Raw genomic sequence first — 25,809 nt, 5'->3', positions numbered from 1 at the left:
CACTGTCTGCGACGGCGCGCCTACTCTCGCATTGAATTAGAAATGGAATCGGGGCCATCTGCCCACAAAAAAAGCCGGTTGAAGCGGCTTTTTTTGTAGGCTTTCAAAGCGTCAGGCCGCCTTCAGCCACGGCTGGGCCCGCCGGCTGGCATGCAGCCAGGCGCGGCGCAGCACGGCCGGTGACCGGGTTTCTTCTGGAATCAGCAGGTAGCTTTGCGCGCGCAGGGCCGCGCCCACACCCACCTGGCTGGTGAGCACGGTCATCGGAATCGCCAGCAGCAGGGGCAAACCCACAGGCAGCAGCCAGACCAGGGCGCCTGCGTCAATCATTGCAATGCCGGCTGCCAGCAAGGCGATCACGCCGCTCATCGGGGCGAGCTGCGCCAACGCATGCCGCCAAGGCACGGCTGCGGCCTCGCGCGGGGGCGATTTCCATTCCAGCTTCAGGCCCGTCAGGGCAACCACGACAAACAGCGAGTGCGCCAGCATGCGGATGGGCGCCTGCAGCAGGGCAATGAGGGTTTCCAGCAGCGCGCTCCGCAGCAGGCTGGCCGTGCCGCCGTACGCCTGTTGCTGGCGGTTGATCAGCACGGCTGCAAGGCCGAGGATGCGCGGTAAAAACAGCATGCACAGCGTCCAGGCCCAGAGCGACACGAGTTCGCCGGGCAGCAGGGCCCAGTCGCTCATCATGGGCGAGCCCGACAGCCACAGCGCCGTTCCCAGTGTCAGGAAGCACAGCCACAGCGGCGCCGACAGGTAGGCCATGGCACCGGTGGCAAACATGGAGCGGTGCACCGGATGAATGCCCGGCTCTGCAATCAGGCGCGAGTTTTGCAAATTACCCTGGCACCAGCGGCGGTCCCGCTGCAATTCTGCGAGCAAATCGGGCGGCTGCTGCTCATAACTGCCCACCAGGTCGGCCACCAGCCAGACGTGGTAACCGGCGCGGCGCATCAGGGCGGCTTCCACGAAGTCATGCGACATGATGCTGCCCGCCATGCCGCCCGTGCCCTTGATATGCGCCAGTGCGCAGTGCTGCATGAAGGGTGCTATGCGGAGGATGGCGTTGTGGCCCCAGTAGTGCGACTCGCCCATCTGCCAGAACTGCATGCCGAGCGTGAAGAGCCGGCCCGTCACGCGCGAGGCGAACTGCTGCGCACGCGCATGCAGCGTCACATGGCCGATGGCCTGGGTGGCTGTCTGGATGATGCCCGCCCTGGGGTTGGCTTCCATCAGCTTGACCATTGAGACCAGGCAATCGCCGCTCATCACGCTGTCGGCATCCAGCACCACCATGTAGCGGTAGTCCTTGCCCCAGCGGCGGCAGAAGTCGGCCACGTTGCCGGCCTTGCGGTCGGTGCGGCGTTTGCGCAGGCGGTAATACACTTCGATCTGCGGCTGCTCTGGGTGGGCGGCCAGCTGGGTGCGCAGGTCTTCCCATGCGGCCCGCTCGGCCTTGATGATGGCCGGATTGCTGCTGTCCGACAGCACAAACACGTCGAAGTTTTTCACATGGCCGGTCATCGCCACCGACTCGCAGGTGGCGCGCAGGCCGGCAAACACGGTGCGCACATCTTCATTGCAGATGGGCATGATGATGGCCGTGCGGGTCGACTCATTCAGCGGGTAGTGCTGCACCTTTTTGGCCGACAGGGCCCGGGCATCTCCGAACAGCGTCACATAAAACCCCATCACGGCCGTCATGAAACCTGTGACCACCCAGGCCGACAGCAGCGCAAACAGGCTGATCTGGCCGTACTCCAGCCAGGCGTTGTCATAGTCGGGCTGCATGTCGGCAAAAATGCAGGTGGCCAGCACTGTGCTGAGCAGGGTCAGCACCACGAAGATGGCCCGGCGGCATTGGGCCGCGTGCTGCCAGGGCTCCAGCCTCTCGCGCGGCAACACGCGGGCCGGCCTTGGGGTGGTCAGTCCCACCAGCGGCATCAGCGCGGCCGTTCCCAGGCCGTTCCAGAAGCCGCGCCACGGACGCGGCACCATGGAGCCGCGATGGATGGGCGGTGCGGTGACCGAGTTCGGGTGACGCTCCTCCCGCAGGGGGCTGCGGCTGCCGGGCTGGATCAAGGTGTGATGAGGTTGGTCCATGTTTCACTCAAGGTGTTGCTGTTGTGTTGAAGGAAGGCACGCAGTTCGACCGGCTGGGCCGGGTTGAGTCGCTGCACGCGCAAGGTCATGCGCCAGGTGCCCGTGGCAGGGTTGCGGTAAGCCAGGCTTTCGAGCACACGGCCGTTGGCACTGGCGGTGGCAATGGCCCGAACGGCGGCGTCTTCGGGCAAGGCCTCGAGTGCCGGTCCCGCAAAATCGATGACGAACTGGATCTGCTGGTTCCGCGCATTGGCATCGAGCTTGGAATAGCCGGTGCCGCGGCGCGATTGGGTGACCCAGCCGTTGGGCGGCAGTTGCTGGTTCTTGCCTTGCCAGGCTATCTGCCAGGCCAGGTCCAGGGACTCGCCGGGGGCGGGCATCCTGTCGGGTACCCAGTAGGCCGCCACGTTGTCATGGGTCTCGTCCGGCGTGGCAAATTGCAAAAGCTCCACGCGACCGGCGCCCCAGTCACCGACCGGTGTCACCCAGGCGCTGGGCCTGAGCTCGTAACGTGCTTCGGTGTCCTCGTAGCTGTTGAACGCGCGGTCGCGCTGCATCAGGCCGAAGCCCTTGAGGCTCTTCATGCGAAACGAGGTGACCAGCGGTGAGGCAGGGTTCTGCAGCGGACGCCACAGCCATTCCCCTTCTCCGGTCGCAATCATCAAGCCGTCCGAGTCGTGTACTTCTGGCCGAAAGTCGCCGGGGCGGGGCTGGTTTTCACCAAAGAAAAACATGCTGGTCAGCGGTGCCAGCCCCAGCGTCTTGACCGGCGTTTGGGCGCCCGGCTGCTTGTTGTCCCGCATGAAGATGCGTGCCTGCACCGCTGTGGTGGTCTGTTCACCCGGCGTGATGTCAAAACGGTAGGCGCCCGTCATGCGCTGCGAGTCCATCAGCGCATAAACCGTGAGCCGCTTCGCATCGGCCGCGGGTTTTTCCAGCCAGAAGTCCGTGAAGCGCGGAAACTCTTCCTTGCCGCCGCCCACGGTGTCCACTGCCAAGCCGCGGGCTGACAAGCCGTAACGCTGGCCTGTGCCCAGCGCCCTGAAGTAGCTGGCGCCCTGGAACACCGCCAATTCGTCCTTGTAAGTAGCCGAGTTCAGGTTGTTGAAAGCGCGCAGCCCACCGTGGCCGAGGTCGCCCCACTTTTCTGGCGACAAGCTGTTTTTTCCGTAATTGAATTCGGCGGGGCGGTAGGGGATCGGTTTGACGCCTTCGGGCGTGATCTCATGGATGCGAACCGAGGCCACCTCCCTGCCAATGTGGAAGAAATTCACTTCATAGGGGAGTTTGTCGGCTCGCCACACCGTACTGGCCGGGTTGAAGCGGATGTCGCGGTAACCGTCATAGTCGAGGTTGGCGAGTTCCGCCGGCATGGCTTGCGTGGCGGGTTTGAAGGGTGTCTGGGCACGCTCGCGGGCCAGGCCGGCGACGTCGTCCAGGCTCCAGGCGCGGGCTTGGCCCGCGCCCAGGACCAGCAGGCCCAAGCATGCCAGGGCGGTCAGGCGGGCCTGCCAGGCGTTGCCGCTGCCTGAAACATCAGGGACAAAAGGGGCGCGGGAAGGGGCGAAAACTTTGCCACGAAACGGGCTGAAAAAGGTTTCCATGGACTGACTAGGGCAAACCCTGTGCCAGTTCTGAAAACTCCTTTAAAATCAACCACTTGGCCAGGATGTTCCGGGAGTGGCAGCGACAAATCCGGAAAAACCGGTCAAAAGCTGCTTTTTTGTCGCCTGAGAGCGACAGCCTTCTGCGCCTGCAGAAAAAATCCCTTTGAAATCAGGGGCTCCAGGCTGTCGCCAGCCAGCGACTGCCTGGCGGCGGGGCCCCGCCATCCGTCACGGGCCGTCAGGCGGTGGAGGTGCTGTCGGCCTTGAAATGCCCGGGCGTCAAGCCATGTTTTTGCATCAGGCGGTAAAACTCGGTGCGATTCCGGTCGGCCAGGCGCGCGGCGTCGGCCACATTGCCATCGGTCAGCTTGAGCAGGCCGACCAGGTAGTCGCGTTCAAAACGTTGCCGGGCCTCGGCAAAAGTGAGTACCTGCACACTCGGCGAGCGAAGGGCGCGCTGCACCAGGGCCAGCGGCACGAGCGGCGTGGTCGACAGCGCACAGACCTGCTCCACCACGTTGTAGAGCTGCCGCACATTGCCCGGCCAGGCGGCCGTGGTCAGGGCCTTGATGGCTTCGGGGGCGAAGCCGCTCAGGCGTTTGTCATACTTGCTGGCCAGTTTGATGAGGAAATGGTTGGCCAGCAGGGGAATGTCCTCGCGGCGCTCCGACAGCGGCGGCAGTGTCAGTGTCACCACATTGAGGCGGTAATACAGGTCGGCGCGGAACTGGCCTTCGGCCATGGCGGAGTCCAGGTCGCGGTGGGTGGCCGAGATGATGCGCACGTCCACCGGGATCGATTGGCTAGAGCCCAGCGGCCGCACCACCCGCTCCTGCAGCACGCGCAGCAGCTTGACCTGAAGGGCGGGCGGCATGTCGCCAATTTCGTCGAGCAGCAGTGTGCCGCCGTCGGCTGCCTGGAACAAGCCCTTGTGACTGGCCACCGCGTCGGTGAAGGCGCCCTTGACGTGGCCGAACAGTTCCGACTCCAGCAGGGCCTCGGGGATGGCGCCGCAGTTGACGGCGATAAAGGGTTTGCCGGCGCGCGGGCTGGCCTGGTGGATGGCCTGTGCCAGCAGTTCCTTGCCGGTGCCGCTTTCACCGCGCAGCAGCACACTGGCGTCCGATTGCGAGATCATGCGCGCTTCCGCCAGCGCTTCGGCCATGCGGCTGGAGCGGCTGATGATCTGGTGTTGCCATGCCTCGGGGCTGCCCCGCCTGGCCGGATGCGAAGGCGCGCTCAGCGCCAGGGCCTGCGCGATCTTGTCGAGCAGGCCCTTGCCGTCAAAAGGTTTGGTCAGGTAGGTGAACACGCCCCGCTCGGTCGCCTCCACCGCATCGGGAATGGTGCCATGCGCCGTCAGCAGGATCACCGGCAGCGAAGGATGCTGGGCGCGGATGTCGTCAAACAGGGCCAGGCCATCGCGGCCGGGAAGCTGCACGTCGCTCAGCACCAGTTGCGGCCGCTCGATATGGAGCTGGGTCATGGCCGCCTCCGCAGAGGTGACTGCGGTCACGCGGTACCCCGCCGCCGTGAGCCGGATCGTCAGCAGGCGCAGCATGTCCGGGTCGTCGTCAACGACCAACAGATGGGCTGCTTGTGAGACCGGCGCTGCGGATGGCGTGGAAGAGTCGGTCATGAGGTCATGGCGCCGGGGGCCGGCCACGGTTGGCTGGTGCCGGGGACGATGCGGGCGCAGCCGGGGGACGGCTCGCCAGGCTGCGCTCAATGGCCTTGAGCGCTTCCAGCCTTTCATTGGTCTGGTCCAGCTTGCGCTGCACATCGCGCATCTGCTGGTTCTGTTTTTCAAGCTGTTCTTCAAGGCGGCGCTGCTCGGCAAAACGCGAGGCCAGCAGGCGGGCCAGCGGCTGCAGCGCCTGGGCTTCCGTGTCCGCGTTGCCGAGTACCCGGGCCAGCAACTCCTGCGCCCGTATCAGGTCTGGCAATTGATGAAGCTGGCTCAGGACCAGGGACAGCCGCAGCTGATCGGCGGGAGTGGACGCGTCGCCCAGCCGTGCGAGCTCCTGGCCCAGTTCGGCGGGTGGCATCACGCGTACCCGCTCGGCATAGGCCAGCATGCGGACCACGGCGTCCGGCTCGGCCGATGGGGCTGGCTTCGCTGCGCCAGCCGGCTGGCCGGCATTGGCACGTGCAGCGCGCTCGGCCGCGGTAGCGGGTTGTGGGGCCGTCTTGCCCGCCGCGTCGCCGACGCCCTGGCTGGACGGGCCGGCACTGCAGGCCGCCAGCGCGGCCGCAGCCGCCAGGGCCAGCAGGCCCGCGTGGATGCGGCGAGTGGAAAAATCAGGGTTTGGAAACATGGGGAAGCTCAATCCGGAAGTGTGCACCAGGTTGGTCTGGCAGCAGTTCAAGGCGCCCGCCGTGCGCCGCAATATATTCGTGCACGATGGACAAACCAATGCCGCTGCCGCGTACCACGTCGGCGGGTTGCCGCTCGCCACGGTAGAAGGGCTCGAAAATCCGGTCTCGGTCGGCTGCAGCCACGCCGATGCCCTGGTCGTGAATATCGATGCGTACCCGGCCCGGCAGCGCAGCCAGCTCCAGGCGGACCATGCCCCTGGGCGGTGAGTAGCGGATGGCGTTGGACAGGAGGTTGGCCAGCGCGGTGCCGATTTTCTCGGCGTCCAGCTCCATCCTGAGCGGCTCACCCACGACGGCGACCGACAATTCCCGTGCACGCCATTGCAGGCGCTGCGCGTCGACCTGATCCTCCATGAGCTGCAGCAGGTCCACCGTCTGCCTGCGCAACTGGCGCGCCTCGAACGCCGCGGTATTGAAGCGCAGCAAATCCTCAATCTGCCCCTGCAGCACGCCGGTGTTGTGCTTCAGGATTTGCGCAATCTCGCGCTGGTCATCGCTCAAGGGGCCGGCCACGCCGTCTTCCAGCAGTGACACCCCTTCTCGCAGGGACGCCAGTGGCGTCTTGAGCTCATGCGAGATATGGCGCAAAAAGCGGGACTTGTCGGCATCGAGCTCCACCAGGCGCAACCGCAGCCAGTTCAACCGCTGCCCGACCAGAGCCAGATCGGCCGGTCCCTGGATCGCAATCACCTGGTCCAGCCGGTTTTCACCGAGGCCCACGATGGCATGTTCCAGCCGCTTCAGGGGCAGGGTGAACCAGATGCCGAACGCCAGCGCCATGACCACCGCCAGTGCGATGGCCCAGCCCACCTGCTGCGCCAGACGCTGGCGGCTGGCCTCCAGCCGGCCTTCCAGCGATTTGTTGCGTTGCTGAATGGCTTGCTGAACCTGCACCGCGATGGCCGCATTGACCCCCTCCAGTTCGCGAAACTCCTGCGCCAGCTGGCGTTCCCGGTCCAGCGCGGTTGCCGGCGGGCCGGGCATCAGGCTGACAACGGTTTGCAGGTGCGCGCGCCATTGCCGCGCTTTCGCGTTCGGGATGCCTTCCTTGACCAGGCTGTCCAGGATGGCCGTCGACTCGCGGACTTCATCGCCAAAGCGTTCACGCAGCACCCGGTCGTCGAGGACAACCGACTGCCTTGAGGTGCGTTCCATCGAGACGCTGCGCTCGCCCAGCGACTGGGCCGCGCTGCCCAGTTCAAGCGCGCGGGCCGCATTGTCGCGGCTCTGCAGTGTCAGGTCTTCGAGGGTGAACAGCGCGCGCAGCGAAGCGGCGCCGAGCAAGGCGGCGATCAGCAGGAACGCGATGACTAGCAGTTGCCGGAACGAAAACCGTTGCAGCATGTGCTTGGCGTGCTGGCGCAACGAGCCGCCTCAGGCCGGCATGGCGATGTCCCGGGTCAGGACTTCGCCGCGCAGGGAGCGCTGTGTGGCCGCCGTGATGGTGATGTCGAGCATCTGGCCGATCAACTGCGGCTGGCCCTTGAAATTGACCACGCGGTTGCACTCGGTGCGACCCATCAGTTCGGTCGGGTCCTTGCGCGACGCGCCTTCCACGAGAATGCGCTGCACGGTACCCAGGCGGCTGGCGCTGATGGCGCGCACGCTGTCGTCGATCGTGGCCTGCAAATGCTGCAGGCGCCTGAGCTTGACCTCGTGCGGCGTATCGTCGTGCAGCGCGGCGGCAGGTGTACCGGGCCGCGGGCTGTAGATGAAACTGAAGGAGGTGTCGTAGCCCACCTCGTCAATCAGCTTCATCATCTTGCCAAAATCTTCTTCGGTTTCGCCCGGAAAGCCGACGATGAAATCGCTGCTCATGGCGAGGTCGGGGCGGATGGCGCGCAATTTGCGAATGGTGCTTTTGTATTCCATGGCGGTGTAGCCGCGCTTCATGGCCATCAGGATGCGGTCCGAGCCGTGCTGCACCGGCAGATGCAGGTGGTTGACCAGCTTGGGCAGCCGGGCATAGGCGTCAATCAGGTTTTGCGTGAACTCGTTGGGGTGGCTGGTGACATAGCGGATGCGTTCGATGCCGGGAATATCGGACACATATTCCAGCAGGGTGGCAAAGTCGGCGATCTCGGCCGTGCTGCCCATGGGGCCGCGGTAGGCATTGACGTTTTGCCCCAGCAGCGTGACTTCCTTGACGCCCTGGTCGGCCAGGCCCGCCACTTCGACCAGTACGTCTTCAAAGGGGCGCGAGACTTCCTCTCCGCGCGTGTAGGGCACCACGCAGTAACTGCAGTATTTTGAACAGCCTTCCATGATGCTGACAAAGGCGCTAGCGCCTTCCACACGGGCCGGCGGCAGGTGGTCAAATTTTTCAATTTCAGGAAAACTGATGTCGACCTGGGGTTTGTTCAGTCGCGCACGTTTGGCCAGCAGGTCGGGCAGGCGGTGCAGCGTCTGGGGGCCGAACACCACGTCGACATACGGCGCGCGCTGGATGATAGCCGCGCCTTCCTGGCTGGCAACGCAGCCGCCCACGCCAATCAGCACGCCTTTTTCCTTCAGATGCTTGACGCGGCCCAGGTCGCTGAAGACTTTTTCCTGCGCCTTTTCGCGCACCGAGCAGGTGTTGAACAGGATCAGGTCGGCTTCGTCCACGTTCTGGGTGGGCTCGTAACCTTCCGCCGCATGCAGCACGTCGGACATCTTGTCCGAGTCGTACTCGTTCATCTGGCACCCGAAGGTTTTGATAAAAACTTTTTTGCTCATGATGTGCTATATAAATGATAGCTATGGTCGCCCTTGAATAACGGGCAAAAGGGGCGAGAGGCTTGCTTGGCGATGGATGACGCCAGATTACTGCTTGTAGGCCGGCAGCTGCGTGTAGGGTGTCTTGCCGTCGTCCGCGGGAGCCGCAGCCGTGCCGGTGATGAAGTTGAAAACGGTGCCGGCGGAACCGGCCCGCTTTTCCCTGGCTTCTTCTGCGTTGAGGATCCAGACCTGCTGCACCTGGCCGATGTTGTCGCGCAGGTAGTTGACCACCAGCGTTTGGTTGGTCAGCGGACCCGGCAGGATAAAGTGGTTGTTGGCATCACGTATGCGTGCACCGACCGAGAGGCGGTCAGCTTTGCCGTTCAGGGAAATTTCCGGAGGCGCCAGCACAGTCATTTCGCCGCGCAGGGCGGCTTTGGGAAATTCCCGAACCTTGAGTGGGGCGTCGTCTGTCTGGGCGGCAATCGGCGTTGTGACCAGGCTGGCAGCAGCAGCTGTCAGGACCAGGACGGCCATCAGGCGGTGGGTGCAGCGGTTCATGGTATGTGTCCAGAGGCTGTGAAAATTAAAGAGAGGTCGGCGGGCGCCTCGGCGGTTGCGGCCGATTCATCGGCAAGTCCCGGTTTGCGAGGCTTTCGCAGGCGTCTGCGCTCGGTTGGCAATTCTACCGCACTGCCCGAAAAACTTTATGAATCAACGGTTTAAAGCTTCGACCTGAAGTCAGTACCCCGGATCAATGGCTCAGAACCTGTTTACGATCTAAACGGGGCCGCGCAAGCACCTTCTCGGGATGGGATGCAAGGCGCGGTGCGCCGCCCATAGCTCGGGCTATGGGCAAGCGCCGCAACGCCGCAGACCGCCCGAGAAGGCGCTTGCCCTTCGGGTTGGGGTGAAATCGGGCGATTGAGCCACCCGGGCCCTTGCATGGGCATTAGCCCATGCGGCGGACCCGGGCGCCCCACTCATCCCGATTGCACCCCAACGCGGCCTCGTTTAGATCGTAAACAGGTTCTCAGAGATTTGTGGCGGCGTTGACCCAACTTCCTGAGCAGTTTCGGTTGCGTGCAACCACCGGCCAAAGAAAAAGGCGGGCCGATCATTGATCGCCCGCCTTTTTGAATGTTTGGTGGTGATAGGTGGACTTGAACCACCGACATCAGCATTATGAATGCTGCGCTCTAACCAACTGAGCTATATCACCGCGCGACCGATATTATAGCCGCTTGAAAAGCGCTGGCGTCAGCGATGGCTGAACACCGGTTTGCGTTTGTTCAAAAATGCGCCCATGCCTTCTTTCTGGTCACTGGTGGCGAAGATCGCGTGGAAAAGCCGCCGCTCAAACATCACGCCGTCACTGAGCCCGCTTTCGAAGGCGCGGTTGATCGCCTCCTTGGCGGCCATGAGCGCGATCTGGCCGTAGCCGCAAATCATCAGGGCTGCGCCGAGCGCCTCGTCCATGAGGTTGTCCAGCGGCACCACGCGGCTGACCAGGCCGGCGCGCTCCGCCTCGGCGGCATCCATCATGCGGCCGGTCAGGGCCATGTCCATCGCCTTGGCCTTGCCGACCGCCCGTGGCAGGCGCTGCGTGCCGCCGGCGCCGGGGATGATGCCCAGCTTGATCTCGGGCTGGCCGAATTTCGCGTTGTCGGCGGCAATGATGAAGTCGCACATCATGGCCAGCTCGCAACCGCCGCCCAGCGCAAAACCGCTGACCGCTGCAATGACCGGCTTGCGGATGCTGCGGATCTGCTCCCAGTTGCGGGTGATGTAGTCGTTGTTGTAGACCTCGGCAAAGCCGTAGTTCGCCATGACGCCGATGTCAGCGCCGGCTGCAAAGGCCTTCTCGCTGCCGGTCAGGATGATGCAGCCCACGCTGTCGTCCGCATCAAACCCCTTGAGTGCGGCTCCCAGTTCATCCATGAGCTGGTCATTGAGCGCATTGAGTTGCTTGGGGCGGTTCAGGGTGATGATGCCGACCTTGCGCGCGTCGGGGCCCTGGGTAGAGATCACAATTGTTTCGTAGCTCATGGAAAGTCCTTCGTTTTGACCAATTTATCATGCCACGTTCCGGCCCGTTTTCGGCATTGCGCAAGCTTTCCGCGGAGCTTCAGGCCTTGGGCGCCAGCCACCGATCAACCAGTCCGGCATCCTGCACTGCCAGCCGCCAGGTGGTGAGGGCGGCCGGCATGGCCAGCTCCAGCCGCATCAGTCGCTTGTCGCGCGACACCAGCGCCACAACTTTTTTGGCCGTCCCTGCGTAGAGCAGCAGGTCGTCCAGCCGGCTCATGCGCCAGCCGCCAGGTTGGCCGGCATGGCGCGCCCGCGCGCTGCCGGCGGGTTCCAGTCCCAGCCATTCATCGCCGGCCGCGAAACCAGCCTGCTCGGCAACCCCGCCACGCAGCACGGCCTTGATTTGCACACTCTGGCCTTCGCCGACCCGCAGGCCCAGCCGCTGTGCCAGCTGGGCCGGTTCTTCGAATACGGCCACGCCGTGCTGCTGCAGCAGTTCTTTCAAGGGAAGCTCGGCCCGCCCGTGCACCCAGCGTGTCAGTTCGGGCGCGAAGGAGCGATGACCCAGGGCCAGGAGAGCCTGCGCAAAATCAGCCTCACGCATGGGGCCGGCCTTGCAGTTCAGCCAGAGCGTGCGCATCACGTCGTCGAGCGTCGCGCCCGCGTTGGCGTTTTCGGCAGGCCGGCTTTCACTGCGCAATGTCAGGTCAAAACACAGGGCCACGAGCGCGCCCTTGGTGTAGTAGCTCACGGTGGCATTGGGCGTGTTTTCATCTGGCCGGTAGTACTTCACCCACGCGTCAAAACTGGCCTGGGCGACCGACTGCACCAGCCGGCCCGGCGTCTGCATCACCTGGTTAATGGTTTTGTTGAGCAGTTTCAGGTAGGCCGCGTTGTCCAGCAGGCCCGCCCGGCGTAAAAGAAGGTCATCGTAATAGCTGGTGAAGCCCTCAAAGAACCACAGCAGCCCGGTGTAGTTCTCGCGGTCGTAGTGGTGGTTTTCAAATTCTGCGGGGCGCAGGCGCTTGACATTCCAGGTATGAAAATACTCATGGCTGATGAGGCCGCGCAGCGTGGTGTAGCCCTCGGATGGTTTGGGTTCGCCCAGCCGCGGCAGGTCTTTGCGGTTGCAGATCAATGCCGTGGAGTTGCGGTGCTCCAGTCCGCCATAATCGTCGTCCACCGCGTTGAGCATGAACAGGTAGTTTTTATACGGTGGCTTTTTGCCGCCGTGCCAGAAACGGATTTCCGCTTCGCAAATTTTCCGGGTATCGGCCAGCAGCCGGTCGCCGTCAAATGTGGCGGCGGCACCGGCCACTACAAAGCGGTGCGGCACGCCGCAGGCGCTGAAGCTGCCGCTCCAGAAGGCGCCCATCTCCACCGGGCAGTCGACCAGCTCGTCGTAATCGGCTGCCACGTACGTGCCAAAGCCGCGTTTGTTGACCTTTTGTGCGGTCAATCCCGTGGCCACCGCCCAGCCGGCCAGCGCCTTGGGCGCCGGCAGCTCCAGCGCATGCGGCGCTTTCTCCTGCCCCTCCACTTTCAGGCACAGGCTGGTGCCATTGAAAAAGCCACGGTCGGTGTCCAGCCAGGCGGCGCGTACCGAGTTGTCGCGTGCATGGACTTCATAGGTCAGCACCAGTGGCTGGGTCGGGTCGCACTGGATGTGCCAGGTGCATTTGTCCACTTGCTCCACCGGCAGGGGCCTGCGGCTTCCCTGTCGGGCCTCCAGGCACTGAAGGTTTTTTGAAAACTCGCGCACCAGGTAGCTGCCCGGTATCCACACCGGCAGGGCCACCCGTTGCCCGGCTGCCGGTAACGGGATGGTGAGTGTCACGCGAAACAGGTGGGCATTGGGATCGGCTACCTCGACGCGGTAATGAATGGATGTAGACGGAAGTGTTTTGTTTTTCATGTTGAGGCCTGGCGTGTCAGGCAAAAGAATACTCCACCCTTACGTCTGCCCCCTCTCCATTCTTTCTCCACCCTTTCAATCGAGGACAAAGAAGTAGGCGGCTTCTACGCTGCTCCTGCGGGCGCAACGTGGAATCGGCTATGTGCAGCAACCTTGTGCAGCGAGGCTGGATAGGGGGCGCTGCACAGGGCGCCAGGGTGTGTCTCCGGGCCTTCAGCAGGCACGGCTCAGAGCACTGCAGCGCTTGCTGTGTGACCACTGCGGTCGTTTGCAGGTGGGTCGTCAGCCGAGGTCAGCAGCGGTGGCAGGCCCTACTTGCCGTCGGTGAGGGCTTTTTCGACCTGTTGCGCGCTGATGGCGCCGGGCACACGGGAGCCGCTGGCAAAAACCAGGGTGGGTGTTCCCGTGATCTTGTGCTTCCTGCCGAAGTCGATGTTGCGGTCAATCGACGCGGTGTCGCAGCTGGCTTTGGCCACGGGTTGGTCGCGCACCATCAGGTCCACCCAGGCCTTGGCCTTGTCTTTGGCGCACCAGATGTTTTTGGACTTGTCGGTCGAATCAGGGCCCAGGATGGGGTACAAAAACATGTAAACCGTCACATCGTTGACTTTTTGCAGGTCACGTTCAAAGCGCTTGCAATAGCCACAGTTGGGGTCTTCAAAAACCGCCATCTTGCGTTTGCCATTGCCGCGCACCACGGTAAACGCGTCCTTGAACGGCAGGGCGTCAAAATCTATCGCCGTGAGCTTTTCAACGCGTTCTTCGGTCAGGTTGCGTTTGGCACGGGTGTCAAGCAGGTGGCCCTGCAGCAAAAAGTTGCCTTCCGCATCGGTGTAGAAAATTTCGGTTTCATTGACCCGAATTTCATACAAGCCATTCATGGGGGTCTTGCTGATTTCGTCGATTTTCGAGAATGCGGGCAGTCTTTCAGCCAGGTTTTTGCGGATAGCCGCCTCCTGCGCCAGCGCACCACCCAGGCTGCACGCTATCAGGCCGGCAACGGCGATTGTTTTTACGAACTTCATTTTTTGCCTCTGCTTGTTTCAGTTACTTCGGTTGGTTCCGGTTGGCGTCATCTACCCGCGGCCTGCCGCGCGATCCAGTTTTTCAGAAGGGCGCTGCGGGCAAACCCCTTCATGCCCCAGTTGCGCAACGCCTGCCAGCGCCCATCGGTCTGCGCAAAAAGTCCGTGCAGGCCATCTGTCACGGCGCCCATGGCGGCCACGTCCGCCTTGCGTGCCCTTTCGTATCGGCGCAGCAGTTTTTCATCTCCCAGCCCGCGCCAATATTCGCGCTCCGCAATCACCCTGGCAAGCATGGCTGCGTCGGCCAGACCGAGGTTCAGGCCCTGCCCGGCCAGCGGGTGCACGGTGTGCGCCGCATCGCCCGCAAGTGCCCAGCCTGGTCCAACCCAATGCGCGGCGTTGGAAAGCGCCAGGGGCCAACTGGCCCTTTCGCTTGTTAAACGCAAGGTACCCGCCTCCTGGCCGCAGACGGCTTGCAGGGCAGTGCAGAATTCCTCCGGCGGCAGTTTTTCCAGGTCGCCCGCGCGCTCCACAGAAACAGACCACACCAGCGCCACAGAGTTCCCCGCCGCACCAGATAAAGGCAAAAGCGCCAGTATGTCGCCATGGGCAAACCACTGGCGGGCGATGCCGCCATGCGGTTTGTCCGAGTCGAGCCGGGCAGCGATGGCTTTTTGGGGATAGGGCTTGACGGTCCAGTGCGCGCCGAATTCATCGCGGCTGCTGCTTTTGTGGCCTTCACAGATCACGGTGAGCGCCGCTTTGACTGGCGTCTTCACCATTTCAATCTGGGGCTGGTAGCGCACCGCCTGGATCAGTTGCTCCTCGAGTGCCGGTACATCGACGATCCAGGCCAGTGCCCGTTCCGTTTCGCCGGCGTCCAGGCTTAGCGCCGTGAAATCCAGCTTGCCGCCGTCGTCCCCCCACACCTGCATCTCCAGAACCGGCGTGGCAAAAGGCGCTTCGGGCCAGGCCCGCAGTGTTTCCAGCACCTGGCGGGAGGCGCTGTTCAGCGCGTACGCCCGCACATCGGCTGCGGCCTGCGCTGCGGGCGCCCTGTCGGGCCGTGTGACCAGCGCCACGCGCAAACGCTCGCGCGCCAGCAGCAAGGCCAGTGTGCGACCCACCACACCGTCGCCGCGAATACAGACATCAAAGGGCTTGGACATCCCTCATTTTAGAAGGCAGTGCAAAATTGATGGTTCAAAGCATGCCTGGCAGATGGGTCAAACCCGGCATTAAGCAGGCTTCGAGCAGGTATTCGACGGGCATTTAGCGGGTATTCATCCCGAATTCAAAAGGACTGATCAAAGTGAGCGATTCATTGAACGACGCAGGGATGAACACTGCCGATACACCGTCGGACATGACCGCGGTCATTTCGCAGCTATGTGTGTACCCGGTGAAATCCTGCGCCGGGGTGAGTGTGCAGGAAGCCATCCTGACCGAAACGGGCCTGGAATTTGACAGGGCCTGGATGGTGGTGGACGGGGAGGGCGCGTTCCTCACGCAACGCGAATTGCCGCGCATGGCGCTGATCCAACCTCAGCTCAAGTACCACGAAATGGTGTTGCGTGCCCCCGGCATGCTGGCCTTGCACGTCGCTTTGGACGAGGTGGAGGGCCCGGTGCGGGTGCGGGTCTGGGACGATGAGGTCGCCGCTTATGACATGGGCGCCATCGCGGCCCAGTGGTTCACCGATTTTCTCGGCACCCCGGCACGGCTGGTGCGCTTTGACCCCGAGCACAAAAGAGTCTCCAGCCGTCAGTGGACCGGCGATGTGGAGGCGCTCAACCAGTTCAGCGACGGTTATTCGCTGCTGGTCCTGAGCGAGGCGTCGCTGGACAACCTCAATGCAAGGCTGCGCGCCTCGGGCGCTGCCGCAGTGGGGATGGCGCGCTTTCGGCCCAATATTGTGCTGGGCAAGGCAGGCGACAGCGAATTCGGGCCGCACGACGAAGACCGGCTCGACTTGCTGCAGATCGCTACGGAACAAGGCACGGTGCAGCTCAGGCCGGTCAAGCCTTGCCCGCGCTGCCCGATTCCCAACATTGACCCGGCCACCGCCATCACCAGCCCGGAGGTCACGGACATGCTGCAAACCTACCGCCAGGACGCACGGGTCAATGGCGCGCTGACCTTCGGCGTGAATGCCATCGTTTTGCGCGGCACCGATCACCTGCTCAGGGTCGGCCAGAAGGTCAGCGCCAACTACCGCTTTGATTGAGGCTTTTTGAGTAGTCCGGTTTTCGCCTGAAAACCACCACCGGTCTCACCGGGCGGCCGGTCGGGTTCATTCCGGGGCGCAGGGCCGCGGCGGGCCCCACCGCCCCCTCAGATGAGGCTCGAGGAACGTCCGTTACCGGTCATCGAATACACTTCTGGATCTGTTTTTGAAGGTTTGTCATGAGTTTGAAGTGCGGCATCGTAGGCTTGCCTAACGTCGGAAAATCCACCCTGTTCAATGCGTTGACCAAAGCGGGGATCGCGGCCGAAAACTATCCTTTTTGCACGATTGAGCCCAACGTCGGCATCGTGGAAGTGCCTGACCCCAGGCTGGCCCAATTGTCTGAAATCGTCAAGCCCGAACGTGTTGTTCCCGCAATCGTCGAGTTTGTGGACATTGCCGGCCTGGTGGCAGGCGCCAGCACTGGTGAAGGCCTGGGCAACAAATTCCTGGCGCACATTCGCGAGACCGACGCCACCGTCAATGTGGTGCGCTGCTTTGAAGACGACAACGTGATTCACGTGGCCGGCAAGGTGGACCCGATTTCCGATATTGAAGTGATCCAGACCGAGCTGTGCCTGGCTGATCTGGCGGCGGTTGAAAAAGCCCTGCATCGGGTGACCAAGACTGCACGCTCGGGCGACAAGGAGTCCGTCAAGCTGGTGGCCATCCTTGAAAAATGCCAGGCTGCGCTCAATGAGGGCAAGCCCGTGCGCGCCGTGGATTTCAGCAAGGAAGAACTGCCGCTGCTGGCGCAGTTTTTCCTGATCACCGCCAAGCCCGCAATGTTCGTGGCCAACGTGGCGGAAGATGGTTTTGAGAACAATCCATTTCTGGATCGCCTGAAAGCCTACGCAGTCGCGCAAAAGGCCCCCGTGGTGGCGATCTGCGCGAAGATGGAAGCCGAAATGGCCGACATGGACGAGGAAGACAAAAAAATGTTCCTCGCTGAAATCGGCCAGGACGAGCCCGGGCTGAACCGGCTGATCATGGCTGCCTACAAGCTGCTGGGCCTGCAGACCTACTTCACGGCGGGCGTGAAGGAAGTGCGTGCCTGGACCATCCATGTGGGCGATACCGGCCCGCAAGCCGCCGGCGTGATTCACACCGATTTTGAGAAGGGCTACATTCGTGCCCAGACGATTGCATTTGATGACTTCATCACCTTCAAGGGCGAGCAGGCCGCCAAAGACGCTGGCAAGATGCGCAGTGAAGGCAAGGATTACGTCGTCAAGGATGGCGACGTGATGAACTTCCTGTTCAGCAGCTGAAACTGGCCGATTGCTGACCGGCAGGAAATCGTTCAAGCCTCTTGCCATGGTCGTCAGAACGAGGGCCGAAAGCTGATTTTTGATGGCCATCGGGCGCTAGCCGCCCACCGTACTCACCGGGACAATTTTTTCCATGGAACCTGTACGCCTCGCCAAACGCCTTGCTGAAATGCTGTCCTGTTCGCGCCGCGAGGCCGAGCAGTACATCGAAGGCGGCTGGGTCACGGTAGACGGCGTGGTGGTGGAAGAGCCCCAGTTCCGCGTGCTGAACCAGACCATTGAATTGTCAAAAGACGCCAGCCTGCTGGCCCTGGCGCCGGTCACTTTGCTGCTGCATAAACCGGCGGGCCACGAGGCAGCGCTGGACGCACCGGCAGGCCGCGGCGTCCCCTCCGCCGCCGGGCTTCTGGTTGCCGCGAACCAGTCGCCGGACGACCGGTCCGGCATTCGTCCGCTCAAGAAACATTTTTCTGCCGCTGAGCTGGTCACGCCCCTGGCGACGGCGGCCAGCGGGCTGGTGGTGTTCACCCAGGATTGGCGCGTGGCACGCAAGCTTCGCGAAGATGCCGGTGTGCTTGAGCACGAGGTGATTGTGGAGGTGACGGGCGAGATCAAGCCCGGCGGCCTGGAGCGCCTGAACCGCGTTGACCATGGCTTCACCTTCCAGGGCGTGCTGTTGCCGCCGGCCAAGGTGAGCTGGCAAAGCGAGGCGCGCCTGCGTTTTGCGCTCAAGGGCGAGCGGCCCGGGCAGGTTGCTTATATGTGCGAAAGCGTCGGGCTCAGGGTAGTGGCCATGAAGCGCCTGCGCATCGGCCGTGTGCCCATGAGCAACCTGCAGCCCGGCCAATGGCGCTACCTGTTGCCCCACGAGCGGTTTTGAGGCGGGCCCGATGGCCTCGGGTGACAGGCGGGGTGGCCGCCGTTCAGGGGCCGATCACACCGGGAAATGCCCAGATCAAGGTGCCCGTCATCAAAAAGTAGCGTACAAACTTGCCGACTGCCATGTAGGCGAGGCAGGGCCAGAAGGGAAACTTGAGCCAACCGGCGACAGCGCACAGCGGGTCTCCCACAACAGGCAGCCAGGCGAACAGGCAGGCTTTGGGGCCGAGTTTTTCCAGCCAGCGAATGGCGTGTCCATGGTGTGACGAATGTTTGTATTTGTCGACCACCTTGTGCGCACCGTAGCCCATCCACCAGTCAACGGCGCCGCCCAGGGTGTTGCCGGCACTGGCGACCAGCACCACCGCCCAGAACATCTCAGGGTTGAGCTTGACGAGCCCGAACACCACGGGCTCGGAACCGAGCGGCAACAGCGTAGCGGAGATGAACGACACCACAAACACCGTGCTCAGACCGTATTCCGGCAACGCAAGGAGTTCTACGATGTGGCGGATCCAGGTTTCCATAAGCGTTGGAGCATAAGCGTTGGAGTATAGGCAGCAGCCAGCGCAAGTCCTGCAGGCAGGCCTGTCGGCAGGGCGCTTACAAAATCCCGCATGCAATTTCAATTGCTGAAATTTTAGGCAGCTACAATCATGCCTTCGGTTTTCAGCAATCAGCGCCCCCATTTTTTCCATGAACATTGGCCCCTACGCTTTGGCAAACAGACTGTTTGTTGCGCCCATGGCTGGTGTGACGGACCGGCCGTTCCGCCAGCTGTGCAAAAAGCTGGGGGCGGGCTATGCGGTCAGCGAGATGGTGACCTCGCGCCGCGATCTATGGGATAGCCTCAAGACTTCGCGTCGCGCCAACCATGCGGGCGAAGCTGCGCCGATTGCGGTACAGATTGCCGGCACCGACGCGCAGATGATGGCCGAAGCCGCGGCCTACAACGTGGATCGCGGCGCACAAATCATCGACATCAACATGGGTTGCCCGGCCAAGAAGGTGTGCAACAAATGGGCCGGCTCGGCCCTGATGCAGGACGAAACGCTGGCGCTGCAGATTGTGCAGGCCGTCGTTGCCGCCTGCGCGCCCCATGGCGTTCCCGTCACCCTCAAGATGCGCACCGGCTGGTGCCAGGCCCACAAAAATGCCCTGGTGATTGCGCGCGCGGCTGAAAGTGCCGGAGTGCAGATGGTCACCGTGCACGGCCGCACGCGCGAGCAGGGCTACAAGGGGTTGGCCGAATATGACACCATTGCCGCGGTGAAGTCTGCCTTGCGTATTCCGGTGGTGGCCAACGGCGACATCAGCAGCCCCGAAAAGGCCCGCGATGTGCTGGCTTACACCGGTGCCGATGCCGTGATGATTGGTCGCGCGGCGCAGGGACGGCCCTGGATTTTTCGCGAGATTGCACATTTCATGGCCACCGGCACGCATCTTGCGCCGCCGCTGGTCGCGGAAGTCAAACGCCTGTTGCTCGACCACTTGCTGGATCACTATGATCTGTATGGCGGCTACACCGGCGTGCGCACGGCGCGCAAGCACATCGGTTGGTATGTCAAGACCTTGCCGGGTGGTGAAGTGTTTCGCGCAAAGATGAATCTGCTGGAGGACTGCGATGCGCAGTTGCGCGCAGTCGGGGAGTTTTTCGAGGAGCTTGGCGACCGGATGGACCGCATTCCGGCAGTCGGGGACGCCGGGGGCGGGCCGGGGCAGGCATGGACGAACAAAGATAAAAATCAGGAGGAAGCTGCTGCATGAGCAAAAAGCACATAGAAGAATGCGTACGCACCAGTCTGGAGGGGTATTTCAGGGACTTGCGCGGTACCGATCCCGACGGCATGTATGACATGATGGTCCGGGTGGTTGAAAAGCCACTGCTGGAAGTGGTCATGCAGCATGCGGAGCAGAACCAGTCGCGCGCCGCCGAATGGCTGGGGCTGAACCGCAACACGCTTCGCAAGAAGCTGGTCGAGCACAAGCTCATCAAATAAGCCCTTCACTTTCACCGTCCGGTTTTCCGGGCCTGCATTTCTTCAAAGACAAAAAATGAACGCACTGATTTCCGTCTCCGACAAGACCGGCATCCTCGAATTCGCCCAGTCGCTGCATGCGCTGGGCATCAAGCTGATTTCCACCGGCGGCACGGCAAAATTGCTGGCCGATGCCGGCCTGCCGGTGACCGAGGTGGCGGAACTCACGGGCTTTCCGGAAATGCTCGACGGTCGCGTCAAGACACTGCACCCCAAGGTGCATGGCGGACTGCTGGCGCGGCGCGATGTGCCCGAGCACATGGCCGCCCTGAAAGCGCACCAGATCGACACGATTGACCTGCTGGTGGTCAACCTCTATCCGTTTGAGGCGACGGTGGCCCAGGCCGGCTGCACGCTGGAAGACGCGATTGAAAACATCGACATCGGTGGCCCGGCCATGGTGCGCTCGGCCGCCAAAAACTGGAAAGACGTGGGTGTGTTGACCGATGCCTCGCAGTACGCCGGGGTGCTGGACGAACTCAAGGCCGGCGGCAAGCTGACGGACAAGACTAAATTCGCCCTGTCGGTGGCGGCTTTCAACCGCATCAGCCAGTACGACGGCGCCATCAGCGACTATCTTTCCGGCATTCAGGCCGATGGCACGCACAGCCTGTTCCCGGGCCAGGCCAACGGCCGTTTCATCAAGGTGCAGGATTTGCGTTATGGCGAAAACTCGCACCAGCAGGCCGCGCTATACCGGGATTTGTACCCGGCGCCAGGCTCCCTCGTGACGGCCAGGCAGTTGCAGGGCAAGGAACTCTCTTACAACAACATTGCCGATGCCGACGCCGCCTGGGAATGTGTCAAGAGCTTTGATTTCCTCAAGGATGGTGCCGCGTGCGTGATCGTCAAGCATGCCAACCCCTGCGGCGTGGCCGTGGGCAAGGACGGGCTGGAGGCCTACAGCAAGGCCTTCAAGACCGATCCCACATCCGCGTTCGGCGGCATCATCGCCTTGAACTGTCCTCTCGACGAGCACGCCGCGCTGCAAATTTCAAAGCAGTTTGTCGAAGTGCTGATGGCGCCGGCCTTTTCGCCCGAAGCGCTGGAAGTGTTCAAGGCCAAGGTCAACGTGCGGATCCTGCAGATTGACCTGCCGCCCGGCGGCGACACGGCGTGGAAGCAGGGCCGCAATTTGATCGACGTCAAGCGTGTGGGTTCAGGCCTTCTGATGCAGACTGCGGACAACCACGCGCTGGCTATCGGCGAGCTGAAGGTCGTCAGCAAGCTGCAGCCGACGCAGGAGCAACTGCATGACATGCTGTTTGCCTGGAAGGTCGCGAAATACGTGAAATCCAACGCCATCGTGTTCTGCTCGGGCGGCATGACGCTGGGTGTGGGTGCGGGCCAGATGAGCCGTATCGACTCGGCACGCATCGCCTCGATCAAGGCTGCAAACGCCGGCCTGACGCTGCAGGGTTCAGCGGTTGCCAGCGATGCGTTCTTTCCTTTCCGCGACGGGCTGGATGTGGTGGTGGATGCGGGGGCGACCTGCGTCATCCAGCCAGGTGGCAGCATGCGCGATGATGAGGTGATCGCCGCGGCCAACGACCGCGAGGTGGTGATGGTGCTGACCGGTGTGCGGCACTTCAGGCATTGAGCAGCCGTTTTTTTGAAATGATTTGGGTCTCTAGGTGGGTCTCTAGGGTTGGGTAAAAGTCACAACCCCGAGCACCAAACACGAGGCCGGCTCAGCCTGCAGCAAAAAACTTTGCGGCAGCATCCACCGTGGCATCAATATCCGCCGCGCTGTGCGCCGAGCTGACAAAGCCGGCTTCGTACAGCGCCGGCGCGTAGTACACACCGCTGGCCAGCATCGCATGAAAAAAGCGGTTGAAGGCTGGGCCGTCGGTCGTCATGACCGTGGCGTAGTTTTGAGGCAGTTGCCCGAGCAGGAAAAAGCCGAACATGCCTCCCTCGCTGTCGCCGCAAAAAGGCACGCCCGCCTTGTTGGCCGCCTGCGTGAGGCCTGCGACCAGGCTGCGCGTGCGCTCCCCCAGTGCTTCGTAAAACCCGGGTTTCTGTATCTCGTGCAAGGTGGCCAGGCCGCAAGCGGTGGCCACCGGGTTGCCCGACAGCGTACCGGCCTGGTAGACCGGACCCAACGGCGCCAGCTGTTCCATCACGGCGCGGGTTCCGCCAAAGGCCGCCAGCGGCATGCCGCCGCCAATCACCTTGCCGAGCACCGTCATGTCGGGCTTGAAGCCGGGAATACTTTTGGCGTACACGCTTTGCGCGCCACCGAGGGCCACGCGAAAGCCGGTCATGACTTCGTCAAATACCAGCAGCGCACCATGCTGGGTACATAGCTCGCGGCAACGTTTCATGAAAGGAATGCTGGCCCGCACGAAATTCATGTTGCCGGCAATCGGCTCGATCATCAGGCAGGCGATGGCGTTGCCATGCAGGGCGAAAGCCTCTTCCAGCTGGGCCAGGTGGTTGTATTCGAGCACTAGGGTGTGCTGCACCACCTCAGGCGGTACACCGGCGCTGGTCGGGTTGCCGAAGGTGGCCAGGCCGGAGCCGGCTTTTACCAGCAGGGCGTCGGCGTGGCCGTGGTAGCAGCCCTCAAACTTGATGATTTTGCTGCGGCCGGTCGCGCCGCGCGCCAGGCGAATGGCGCTCATGGCCGCTTCGGTACCCGAACTCACCAGCCGCACCATCTCGAGGGACGGCACCAGGCGCACAAGCTCCTCGGCCAGTTCCACTTCGCGCTCCGTCGGTGCGCCATACGAGAAACCGTCCAGCAGCGCTTTCTGGACGGACGCAAGCACGGCGGGATGTCCGTGCCCCAGAATCATCGGCCCCCACGAGCCGATGTAGTCGATGTAGCGCTGGTCGTCGGCATCCCAGAAGTAGGCGCCCTGGGCGCGCTGCACAAAGCGCGGCGTGCCCCCCACGGCCTTGAACGCCCGGACCGGTGAATTCACGCCTCCGGGAATCAGCTTTTTGGCGCGCTCAAACAACGCGGTGTTGCGGGAGTGCTCGGGAGTGTGGGGCTTAATGTTTCGTGGTTCCATTGGGCGGCAGGTCAAAAGGGGGCTTGGACGTCAGTGCGGCATCGTCTGGCGTGTCGCCTGCTTCGTCTTCGGATTCTTCATCATCGACATCGGCCTGTGCCCAGAACAGACGGTCCGGCACGATGTTGCCCATGCCGGGGTGAAAGCCGGCATCCAGGCTGTGATCAAGGTAGGTCAAGGCTTCGGCGGTGGCGGCCTGCAGATCGTGGCCATTGGCCAGCAGGGCCGAAAGGGCGGCAGACAGCGTTTCGCCGGCACCGGAAAATACCGCCTCGAAGCGCTCGAATTTTTCGCTGTACAGGACCGCTTGCGGCGTGGCCAGCACGTTGTCTATGAACTGGTCCGGCAGGGGAATGCCGGTCACCAGCGTGTAGGGCACGCCCAGGTCGGCCGCAGCCTTGGCAATGTCGCGGGCCGAGGGGTTGCGCTCGCCCGGCCAGTCAGGCAGCAACCAGCGCCACAGGCTGCTGTGGTTGCCGACCAACACCGTCGTCTGCGGCAGCATCAACTCGCGAAAGGCATCGAGGTAGCTGTCAATCTCGCTTTCGTCCCACCATGACAGGTTGGGCATGTAAGCGATAAGCGGTACATCGGCATAGTCGGTCGCGATCTCGGCGATGGTGCTGATGTTTTCCGGGCTGCCGACAAAGCCGACCTTGATGGCCGACACCGGCATGTCTTCGAGTGCGGATCGCGCCTGGTCGGTGACAGCCTCTTCGTCGAATGCAAAATGATCAAAAATCTCGGCGGTGTCGCGCACGTAGGTGCCGGTGACGACGGCCAGCGGATGAGCCCCTGCGGATGTAATCGCCGTTATGTCGGCCGTCAGTCCGCCCGCTCCGCTCGGATCGTTGGCATTGAATGTCATGACGCATGCCGGAGACGCGTCGCTGTCCTCGGTTTGCAGTTGCCGACTGTCCAGTGAAGAGGTGTTGGGGTTTGCCATAGGCTGCGATTTTGCCTTGTACGCGAATAAGCAACGCCGCCTCGATACAATTGTTGCATTCTATTCGAAGGCAACTTAAGCTGTGACTCAATCAATGACGTGGATGTGTTTGATCTGTGGGTGGATTTATGATGAAACTGCTGGTGCGCCCGAGCATGGCATTGCCCCGGGAACACCGTGGGCCCAAGTGCCCATGAACTGGACCTGCCCGGAATGCGGAGCGCGTAAAGAAGATTTCGAAATGGTTCAGATATAGGCGTTTGGGCACCTGCCTGAACAGTCCAGTCGCCGCCTGGTGCTATCGTGCCGGGGGTCCGCAAAAACAGGAGCAAAGGCAGTGAGCATTCCCAATTCCGGATTGAAGGTCCTGGTCATCGATGACAGCAATACGATCCGGCGCAGCGCCGAAATCTTCCTCAAGCAGGGAGGTCACGAAGTATTGCTGGCCGAAGATGGCTTTGACGCCCTCTCCAAGGTCAACGACTACGAGCCCGACCTGATTTTTTGCGACATTTTGATGCCTCGACTGGATGGCTATCAAACCTGTGCGATTATCAAGCGCAATGCGAAGTTTTCGGGTGTACCCATTGTGATGCTGTCCTCCAAGGATGGCGTGTTCGACAAGGCGCGGGGTCGCATGGTGGGTTCACAGGACTACCTGACCAAGCCTTTTACCAAAGATCAGCTGCTGCAAACCGTTCAGGCGCTTGGCAGTGCAAAACAAGGAGTAGTTTGATGGCGATTAAGAAAATATTGGTAGTTGATGACTCCAAGACTGAGTTGATGTATCTGACCGATCTGCTGGTCAAGAATGGTTTTACCGTCAAAACCGCAGAAAATGCGGAAGATGCCTTTCGCCGCCTGGCCGAAGACAAGCCGGAACTGATTCTGATGGACGTGGTGATGCCGGGGCAAAACGGCTTCCAGCTGACGCGCGCCATCACGCGCGATCCCCTTTATTCGGACATCCCCATCATGATGTGCACCAGTAAAAATCAGGAAACCGACCGGGTGTGGGGCATGCGTCAGGGGGCTCGCGACTACATCACCAAGCCTGTGGATGCGGATGAGTTGATGGCCAAAATCAAAGCCCTTGGCTGATCACACGCATAAAACCAGAGCATGGCGAACAGACAAGCCCTCAGAGAGCTACAAACCCGGCTGGCCGACAGGTTGCAGGTTGCGCGAACGCAGGGCGTTGCTGCATCCTGGCTGGCCGTGGAGGCTGGCGGAAGGAACTACCTGTTTCCCCTGAGCCAGTCCGGTGAAATTTTTCCATGGGTTCACACGCAGACGGTCCCTTACACCCAGGCCTGGTTTGCCGGTGTTGCCAATTTGCGCGGCGGCCTCTTTGGCGTGGTTGACCTGGCAAGCTATGTGAGCGGCGAGGCACCGCCTCCGAAGACCGAACTTGCGCGCACGGAGTCGAGGCTTGTTGCGCTCAACAGTGCACTTGAAGTCAATTGCGCCCTGCTGATCGACAGGCTGGCCGGTTTGCGCAAGCAGGATGCCTTCATCGATTTCTCCGAGAAGGCGCCTGACGCGCCCGAATTTTTTGGCAACCAGTACGTTGACCTCAATGGTGCAAGCTGGCAGGAAATCAATCTTCAGCTGCTTGCCCAGCAAGCTCATTTTTTGACGATCGGCGCATAGCGCGCACGTGTTTC

The 25,809-nt window shown here is 62.3% G+C and carries 24 protein-coding genes and 1 tRNA gene; 10 read left to right on the top strand and 15 right to left on the bottom strand.

The window, feature by feature from the left end; genetic code table 11:
* Window positions 1-111: 111 nt before the first annotated feature.
* The 12 genes from mdoH to AC1DS5_RS23380 all read right to left on the bottom strand — a co-directional run bounded on the left by mdoH (window position 112) and on the right by AC1DS5_RS23380 (window position 14,929).
* Window positions 112-2,103: a glucans biosynthesis glucosyltransferase MdoH gene (gene mdoH / locus AC1DS5_RS23435; protein ID WP_477720654.1), complete on the bottom strand. Its 1,992-nt coding sequence runs from the start codon at window positions 2,101-2,103 to the stop codon at window positions 112-114.
* Window positions 2,079-3,707 carry a glucan biosynthesis protein G gene (locus tag AC1DS5_RS23430; RefSeq protein ID WP_477720653.1) on the bottom strand — a complete coding sequence of 543 codons (1,629 nt, stop codon included), beginning with the start codon at window positions 3,705-3,707 and terminating at the stop codon, window positions 2,079-2,081. Before AC1DS5_RS23430 ends, mdoH begins: the two co-directional genes overlap by 25 nt.
* A 241-nt stretch (window positions 3,708-3,948) precedes the next feature.
* Window positions 3,949-5,349: a sigma 54-interacting transcriptional regulator gene (locus tag AC1DS5_RS23425; protein ID WP_477720652.1), complete on the bottom strand. Its 1,401-nt coding sequence runs from the start codon at window positions 5,347-5,349 to the stop codon at window positions 3,949-3,951.
* A 4-nt stretch (window positions 5,350-5,353) separates the two neighbouring features.
* Window positions 5,354-6,028, bottom strand: a complete 675-nt coding sequence (locus tag AC1DS5_RS23420; RefSeq protein WP_477720651.1) for a hypothetical protein — start codon at window positions 6,026-6,028, stop codon at window positions 5,354-5,356.
* Entirely contained in the window at window positions 6,012-7,433 is a 1,422-nt protein-coding gene (locus AC1DS5_RS23415; protein ID WP_477720650.1) for a sensor histidine kinase, read from the bottom strand. Before AC1DS5_RS23415 ends, AC1DS5_RS23420 begins: the two co-directional genes overlap by 17 nt.
* A 30-nt stretch (window positions 7,434-7,463) precedes the next feature.
* On the bottom strand, window positions 7,464-8,807 hold the full coding sequence (gene miaB, locus AC1DS5_RS23410; RefSeq protein ID WP_477720649.1) for a tRNA (N6-isopentenyl adenosine(37)-C2)-methylthiotransferase MiaB: 1,344 nt from the start codon (window positions 8,805-8,807) through the stop codon (window positions 7,464-7,466).
* 87 nt (window positions 8,808-8,894) lie between these two features.
* Entirely contained in the window at window positions 8,895-9,350 is a 456-nt protein-coding gene (locus AC1DS5_RS23405; protein WP_477720648.1) for a hypothetical protein, read from the bottom strand.
* A 584-nt stretch (window positions 9,351-9,934) separates the two neighbouring features.
* Window positions 9,935-10,011 (bottom strand) — tRNA-Met (locus tag AC1DS5_RS23400).
* A 38-nt stretch (window positions 10,012-10,049) separates the two neighbouring features.
* Window positions 10,050-10,838, bottom strand: coding sequence for an enoyl-CoA hydratase (locus AC1DS5_RS23395; protein ID WP_477720647.1), 789 nt, complete (start codon window positions 10,836-10,838; stop codon window positions 10,050-10,052).
* Window positions 10,839-10,917: 79 nt separating this feature from the next.
* On the bottom strand, window positions 10,918-12,735 hold the full coding sequence (locus AC1DS5_RS23390) for a M61 family metallopeptidase (RefSeq protein WP_477720646.1): 1,818 nt from the start codon (window positions 12,733-12,735) through the stop codon (window positions 10,918-10,920).
* Window positions 12,736-13,046: 311 nt separating this feature from the next.
* Window positions 13,047-13,760 (bottom strand): DsbC family protein, encoded by a 714-nt coding sequence (locus AC1DS5_RS23385; protein WP_477720645.1) that lies wholly within the window; start codon window positions 13,758-13,760, stop codon window positions 13,047-13,049.
* 47 nt (window positions 13,761-13,807) lie between these two features.
* Window positions 13,808-14,929: an FAD-dependent monooxygenase gene (locus AC1DS5_RS23380; RefSeq protein WP_477720644.1), complete on the bottom strand. Its 1,122-nt coding sequence runs from the start codon at window positions 14,927-14,929 to the stop codon at window positions 13,808-13,810.
* A 170-nt stretch (window positions 14,930-15,099) separates the two neighbouring features.
* On the opposite strand from AC1DS5_RS23380, the gene AC1DS5_RS23375 reads away from it, so the two are divergent.
* From AC1DS5_RS23375 to AC1DS5_RS23365, 3 genes are all read left to right on the top strand, one after another.
* Window positions 15,100-15,987 carry an MOSC domain-containing protein gene (locus tag AC1DS5_RS23375; RefSeq protein WP_477720664.1) on the top strand — a complete coding sequence of 296 codons (888 nt, stop codon included), beginning with the start codon at window positions 15,100-15,102 and terminating at the stop codon, window positions 15,985-15,987.
* Window positions 15,988-16,166: 179 nt separating this feature from the next.
* Window positions 16,167-17,258 carry a redox-regulated ATPase YchF gene (gene ychF, locus AC1DS5_RS23370; RefSeq protein WP_477720643.1) on the top strand — a complete coding sequence of 364 codons (1,092 nt, stop codon included), beginning with the start codon at window positions 16,167-16,169 and terminating at the stop codon, window positions 17,256-17,258.
* Window positions 17,259-17,391: 133 nt separating this feature from the next.
* On the top strand, window positions 17,392-18,138 hold the full coding sequence (locus AC1DS5_RS23365; RefSeq protein WP_477720642.1) for an rRNA pseudouridine synthase: 747 nt from the start codon (window positions 17,392-17,394) through the stop codon (window positions 18,136-18,138).
* Window positions 18,139-18,181: 43 nt separating this feature from the next.
* On the opposite strand, the gene AC1DS5_RS23360 is transcribed toward AC1DS5_RS23365, so the two are convergent.
* A complete protein-coding gene (locus AC1DS5_RS23360; RefSeq protein WP_477720641.1) occupies window positions 18,182-18,664 on the bottom strand; it encodes a YqaA family protein in 483 nt (160 codons plus the stop codon).
* A 169-nt stretch (window positions 18,665-18,833) separates the two neighbouring features.
* Here AC1DS5_RS23360 and dusB point away from each other — a divergent pair, with 169 nt between their 5' ends.
* Genes dusB through purH form a run of 3 tightly spaced genes read left to right on the top strand, consistent with a single transcriptional unit; the run spans window position 18,834 to window position 21,776 of the window.
* A complete protein-coding gene (gene dusB, locus AC1DS5_RS23355; protein ID WP_477720640.1) occupies window positions 18,834-19,904 on the top strand; it encodes a tRNA dihydrouridine synthase DusB in 1,071 nt (356 codons plus the stop codon).
* Window positions 19,901-20,137: a Fis family transcriptional regulator gene (locus AC1DS5_RS23350; protein WP_011482085.1), complete on the top strand. Its 237-nt coding sequence runs from the start codon at window positions 19,901-19,903 to the stop codon at window positions 20,135-20,137. Before dusB ends, AC1DS5_RS23350 begins: the two co-directional genes overlap by 4 nt.
* Window positions 20,138-20,192: 55 nt before the next feature.
* Entirely contained in the window at window positions 20,193-21,776 is a 1,584-nt protein-coding gene (gene purH, locus AC1DS5_RS23345) for a bifunctional phosphoribosylaminoimidazolecarboxamide formyltransferase/IMP cyclohydrolase (protein WP_477720639.1), read from the top strand.
* A 91-nt stretch (window positions 21,777-21,867) separates the two neighbouring features.
* On the opposite strand, the gene hemL is transcribed toward purH, so the two are convergent.
* Both hemL and thiD read right to left on the bottom strand, forming a co-directional pair.
* A complete protein-coding gene (hemL, locus tag AC1DS5_RS23340; RefSeq protein ID WP_477720638.1) occupies window positions 21,868-23,196 on the bottom strand; it encodes a glutamate-1-semialdehyde 2,1-aminomutase in 1,329 nt (442 codons plus the stop codon).
* Complete coding sequence (gene thiD, locus AC1DS5_RS23335) at window positions 23,177-24,142, bottom strand: bifunctional hydroxymethylpyrimidine kinase/phosphomethylpyrimidine kinase (RefSeq protein WP_477720637.1); 966 nt, start codon at window positions 24,140-24,142, stop codon at window positions 23,177-23,179. Before thiD ends, hemL begins: the two co-directional genes overlap by 20 nt.
* Before the next feature lie 82 nt (window positions 24,143-24,224).
* On the opposite strand from thiD, the gene AC1DS5_RS23330 reads away from it, so the two are divergent.
* From AC1DS5_RS23330 to AC1DS5_RS23315, 4 genes are all read left to right on the top strand, one after another.
* A complete protein-coding gene (locus AC1DS5_RS23330) occupies window positions 24,225-24,398 on the top strand; it encodes a rubredoxin (protein WP_477720636.1) in 174 nt (57 codons plus the stop codon).
* A gap of 81 nt (window positions 24,399-24,479) precedes the next feature.
* Window positions 24,480-24,878, top strand: a complete 399-nt coding sequence (locus tag AC1DS5_RS23325) for a response regulator (protein ID WP_477720635.1) — start codon at window positions 24,480-24,482, stop codon at window positions 24,876-24,878.
* The gene (locus AC1DS5_RS23320; RefSeq protein WP_477720634.1) at window positions 24,878-25,243 is read left to right on the top strand and encodes a response regulator transcription factor; all 366 of its coding nucleotides are present in this window, start codon (window positions 24,878-24,880) and stop codon (window positions 25,241-25,243) included. Before AC1DS5_RS23325 ends, AC1DS5_RS23320 begins: the two co-directional genes overlap by 1 nt.
* Window positions 25,244-25,264: 21 nt before the next feature.
* The gene (locus AC1DS5_RS23315; RefSeq protein ID WP_477720633.1) at window positions 25,265-25,795 is read left to right on the top strand and encodes a chemotaxis protein CheW; all 531 of its coding nucleotides are present in this window, start codon (window positions 25,265-25,267) and stop codon (window positions 25,793-25,795) included.
* Window positions 25,796-25,809: the final 14 nt, after the last annotated feature.

It is taken from the genome of Polaromonas sp. P4_H1, from assembly GCF_056400945.1.
The sequence above is the reverse complement of the archived record's forward strand: the minus strand, read 5'-3'. Positions and strand labels throughout refer to the sequence as shown.

Excerpts from the sequence above, each read along its gene's own strand:
- mdoH (WP_477720654.1), bottom strand. The coding sequence starts at position 2,103 with ATGGACCAACCTCATCACACCTTGATCCAGCCCGGCAGCCGCAGCCCC.
- AC1DS5_RS23430 (WP_477720653.1), bottom strand. The coding sequence starts at position 3,707 with ATGGAAACCTTTTTCAGCCCGTTTCGTGGCAAAGTTTTCGCCCCTTCC.
- AC1DS5_RS23425 (WP_477720652.1), bottom strand. The coding sequence starts at position 5,349 with ATGACCGACTCTTCCACGCCATCCGCAGCGCCGGTCTCACAAGCAGCC.
- AC1DS5_RS23420 (WP_477720651.1), bottom strand. The coding sequence starts at position 6,028 with ATGTTTCCAAACCCTGATTTTTCCACTCGCCGCATCCACGCGGGCCTG.
- AC1DS5_RS23415 (WP_477720650.1), bottom strand. The coding sequence starts at position 7,433 with ATGCTGCAACGGTTTTCGTTCCGGCAACTGCTAGTCATCGCGTTCCTG.
- miaB (WP_477720649.1), bottom strand. The coding sequence starts at position 8,807 with ATGAGCAAAAAAGTTTTTATCAAAACCTTCGGGTGCCAGATGAACGAG.
- AC1DS5_RS23405 (WP_477720648.1), bottom strand. The coding sequence starts at position 9,350 with ATGAACCGCTGCACCCACCGCCTGATGGCCGTCCTGGTCCTGACAGCT.
- AC1DS5_RS23395 (WP_477720647.1), bottom strand. The coding sequence starts at position 10,838 with ATGAGCTACGAAACAATTGTGATCTCTACCCAGGGCCCCGACGCGCGC.
- AC1DS5_RS23390 (WP_477720646.1), bottom strand. The coding sequence starts at position 12,735 with ATGAAAAACAAAACACTTCCGTCTACATCCATTCATTACCGCGTCGAG.
- AC1DS5_RS23385 (WP_477720645.1), bottom strand. The coding sequence starts at position 13,760 with ATGAAGTTCGTAAAAACAATCGCCGTTGCCGGCCTGATAGCGTGCAGC.
- AC1DS5_RS23380 (WP_477720644.1), bottom strand. The coding sequence starts at position 14,929 with ATGTCCAAGCCCTTTGATGTCTGTATTCGCGGCGACGGTGTGGTGGGT.
- AC1DS5_RS23375 (WP_477720664.1), top strand. The coding sequence starts at position 15,100 with ATGAACACTGCCGATACACCGTCGGACATGACCGCGGTCATTTCGCAG.
- ychF (WP_477720643.1), top strand. The coding sequence starts at position 16,167 with ATGAGTTTGAAGTGCGGCATCGTAGGCTTGCCTAACGTCGGAAAATCC.
- AC1DS5_RS23365 (WP_477720642.1), top strand. The coding sequence starts at position 17,392 with ATGGAACCTGTACGCCTCGCCAAACGCCTTGCTGAAATGCTGTCCTGT.
- AC1DS5_RS23360 (WP_477720641.1), bottom strand. The coding sequence starts at position 18,664 with ATGGAAACCTGGATCCGCCACATCGTAGAACTCCTTGCGTTGCCGGAA.
- dusB (WP_477720640.1), top strand. The coding sequence starts at position 18,834 with ATGAACATTGGCCCCTACGCTTTGGCAAACAGACTGTTTGTTGCGCCC.
- AC1DS5_RS23350 (WP_011482085.1), top strand. The coding sequence starts at position 19,901 with ATGAGCAAAAAGCACATAGAAGAATGCGTACGCACCAGTCTGGAGGGG.
- purH (WP_477720639.1), top strand. The coding sequence starts at position 20,193 with ATGAACGCACTGATTTCCGTCTCCGACAAGACCGGCATCCTCGAATTC.
- hemL (WP_477720638.1), bottom strand. The coding sequence starts at position 23,196 with ATGGAACCACGAAACATTAAGCCCCACACTCCCGAGCACTCCCGCAAC.
- thiD (WP_477720637.1), bottom strand. The coding sequence starts at position 24,142 with ATGGCAAACCCCAACACCTCTTCACTGGACAGTCGGCAACTGCAAACC.
- AC1DS5_RS23320 (WP_477720634.1), top strand. The coding sequence starts at position 24,878 with ATGGCGATTAAGAAAATATTGGTAGTTGATGACTCCAAGACTGAGTTG.
- AC1DS5_RS23315 (WP_477720633.1), top strand. The coding sequence starts at position 25,265 with ATGGCGAACAGACAAGCCCTCAGAGAGCTACAAACCCGGCTGGCCGAC.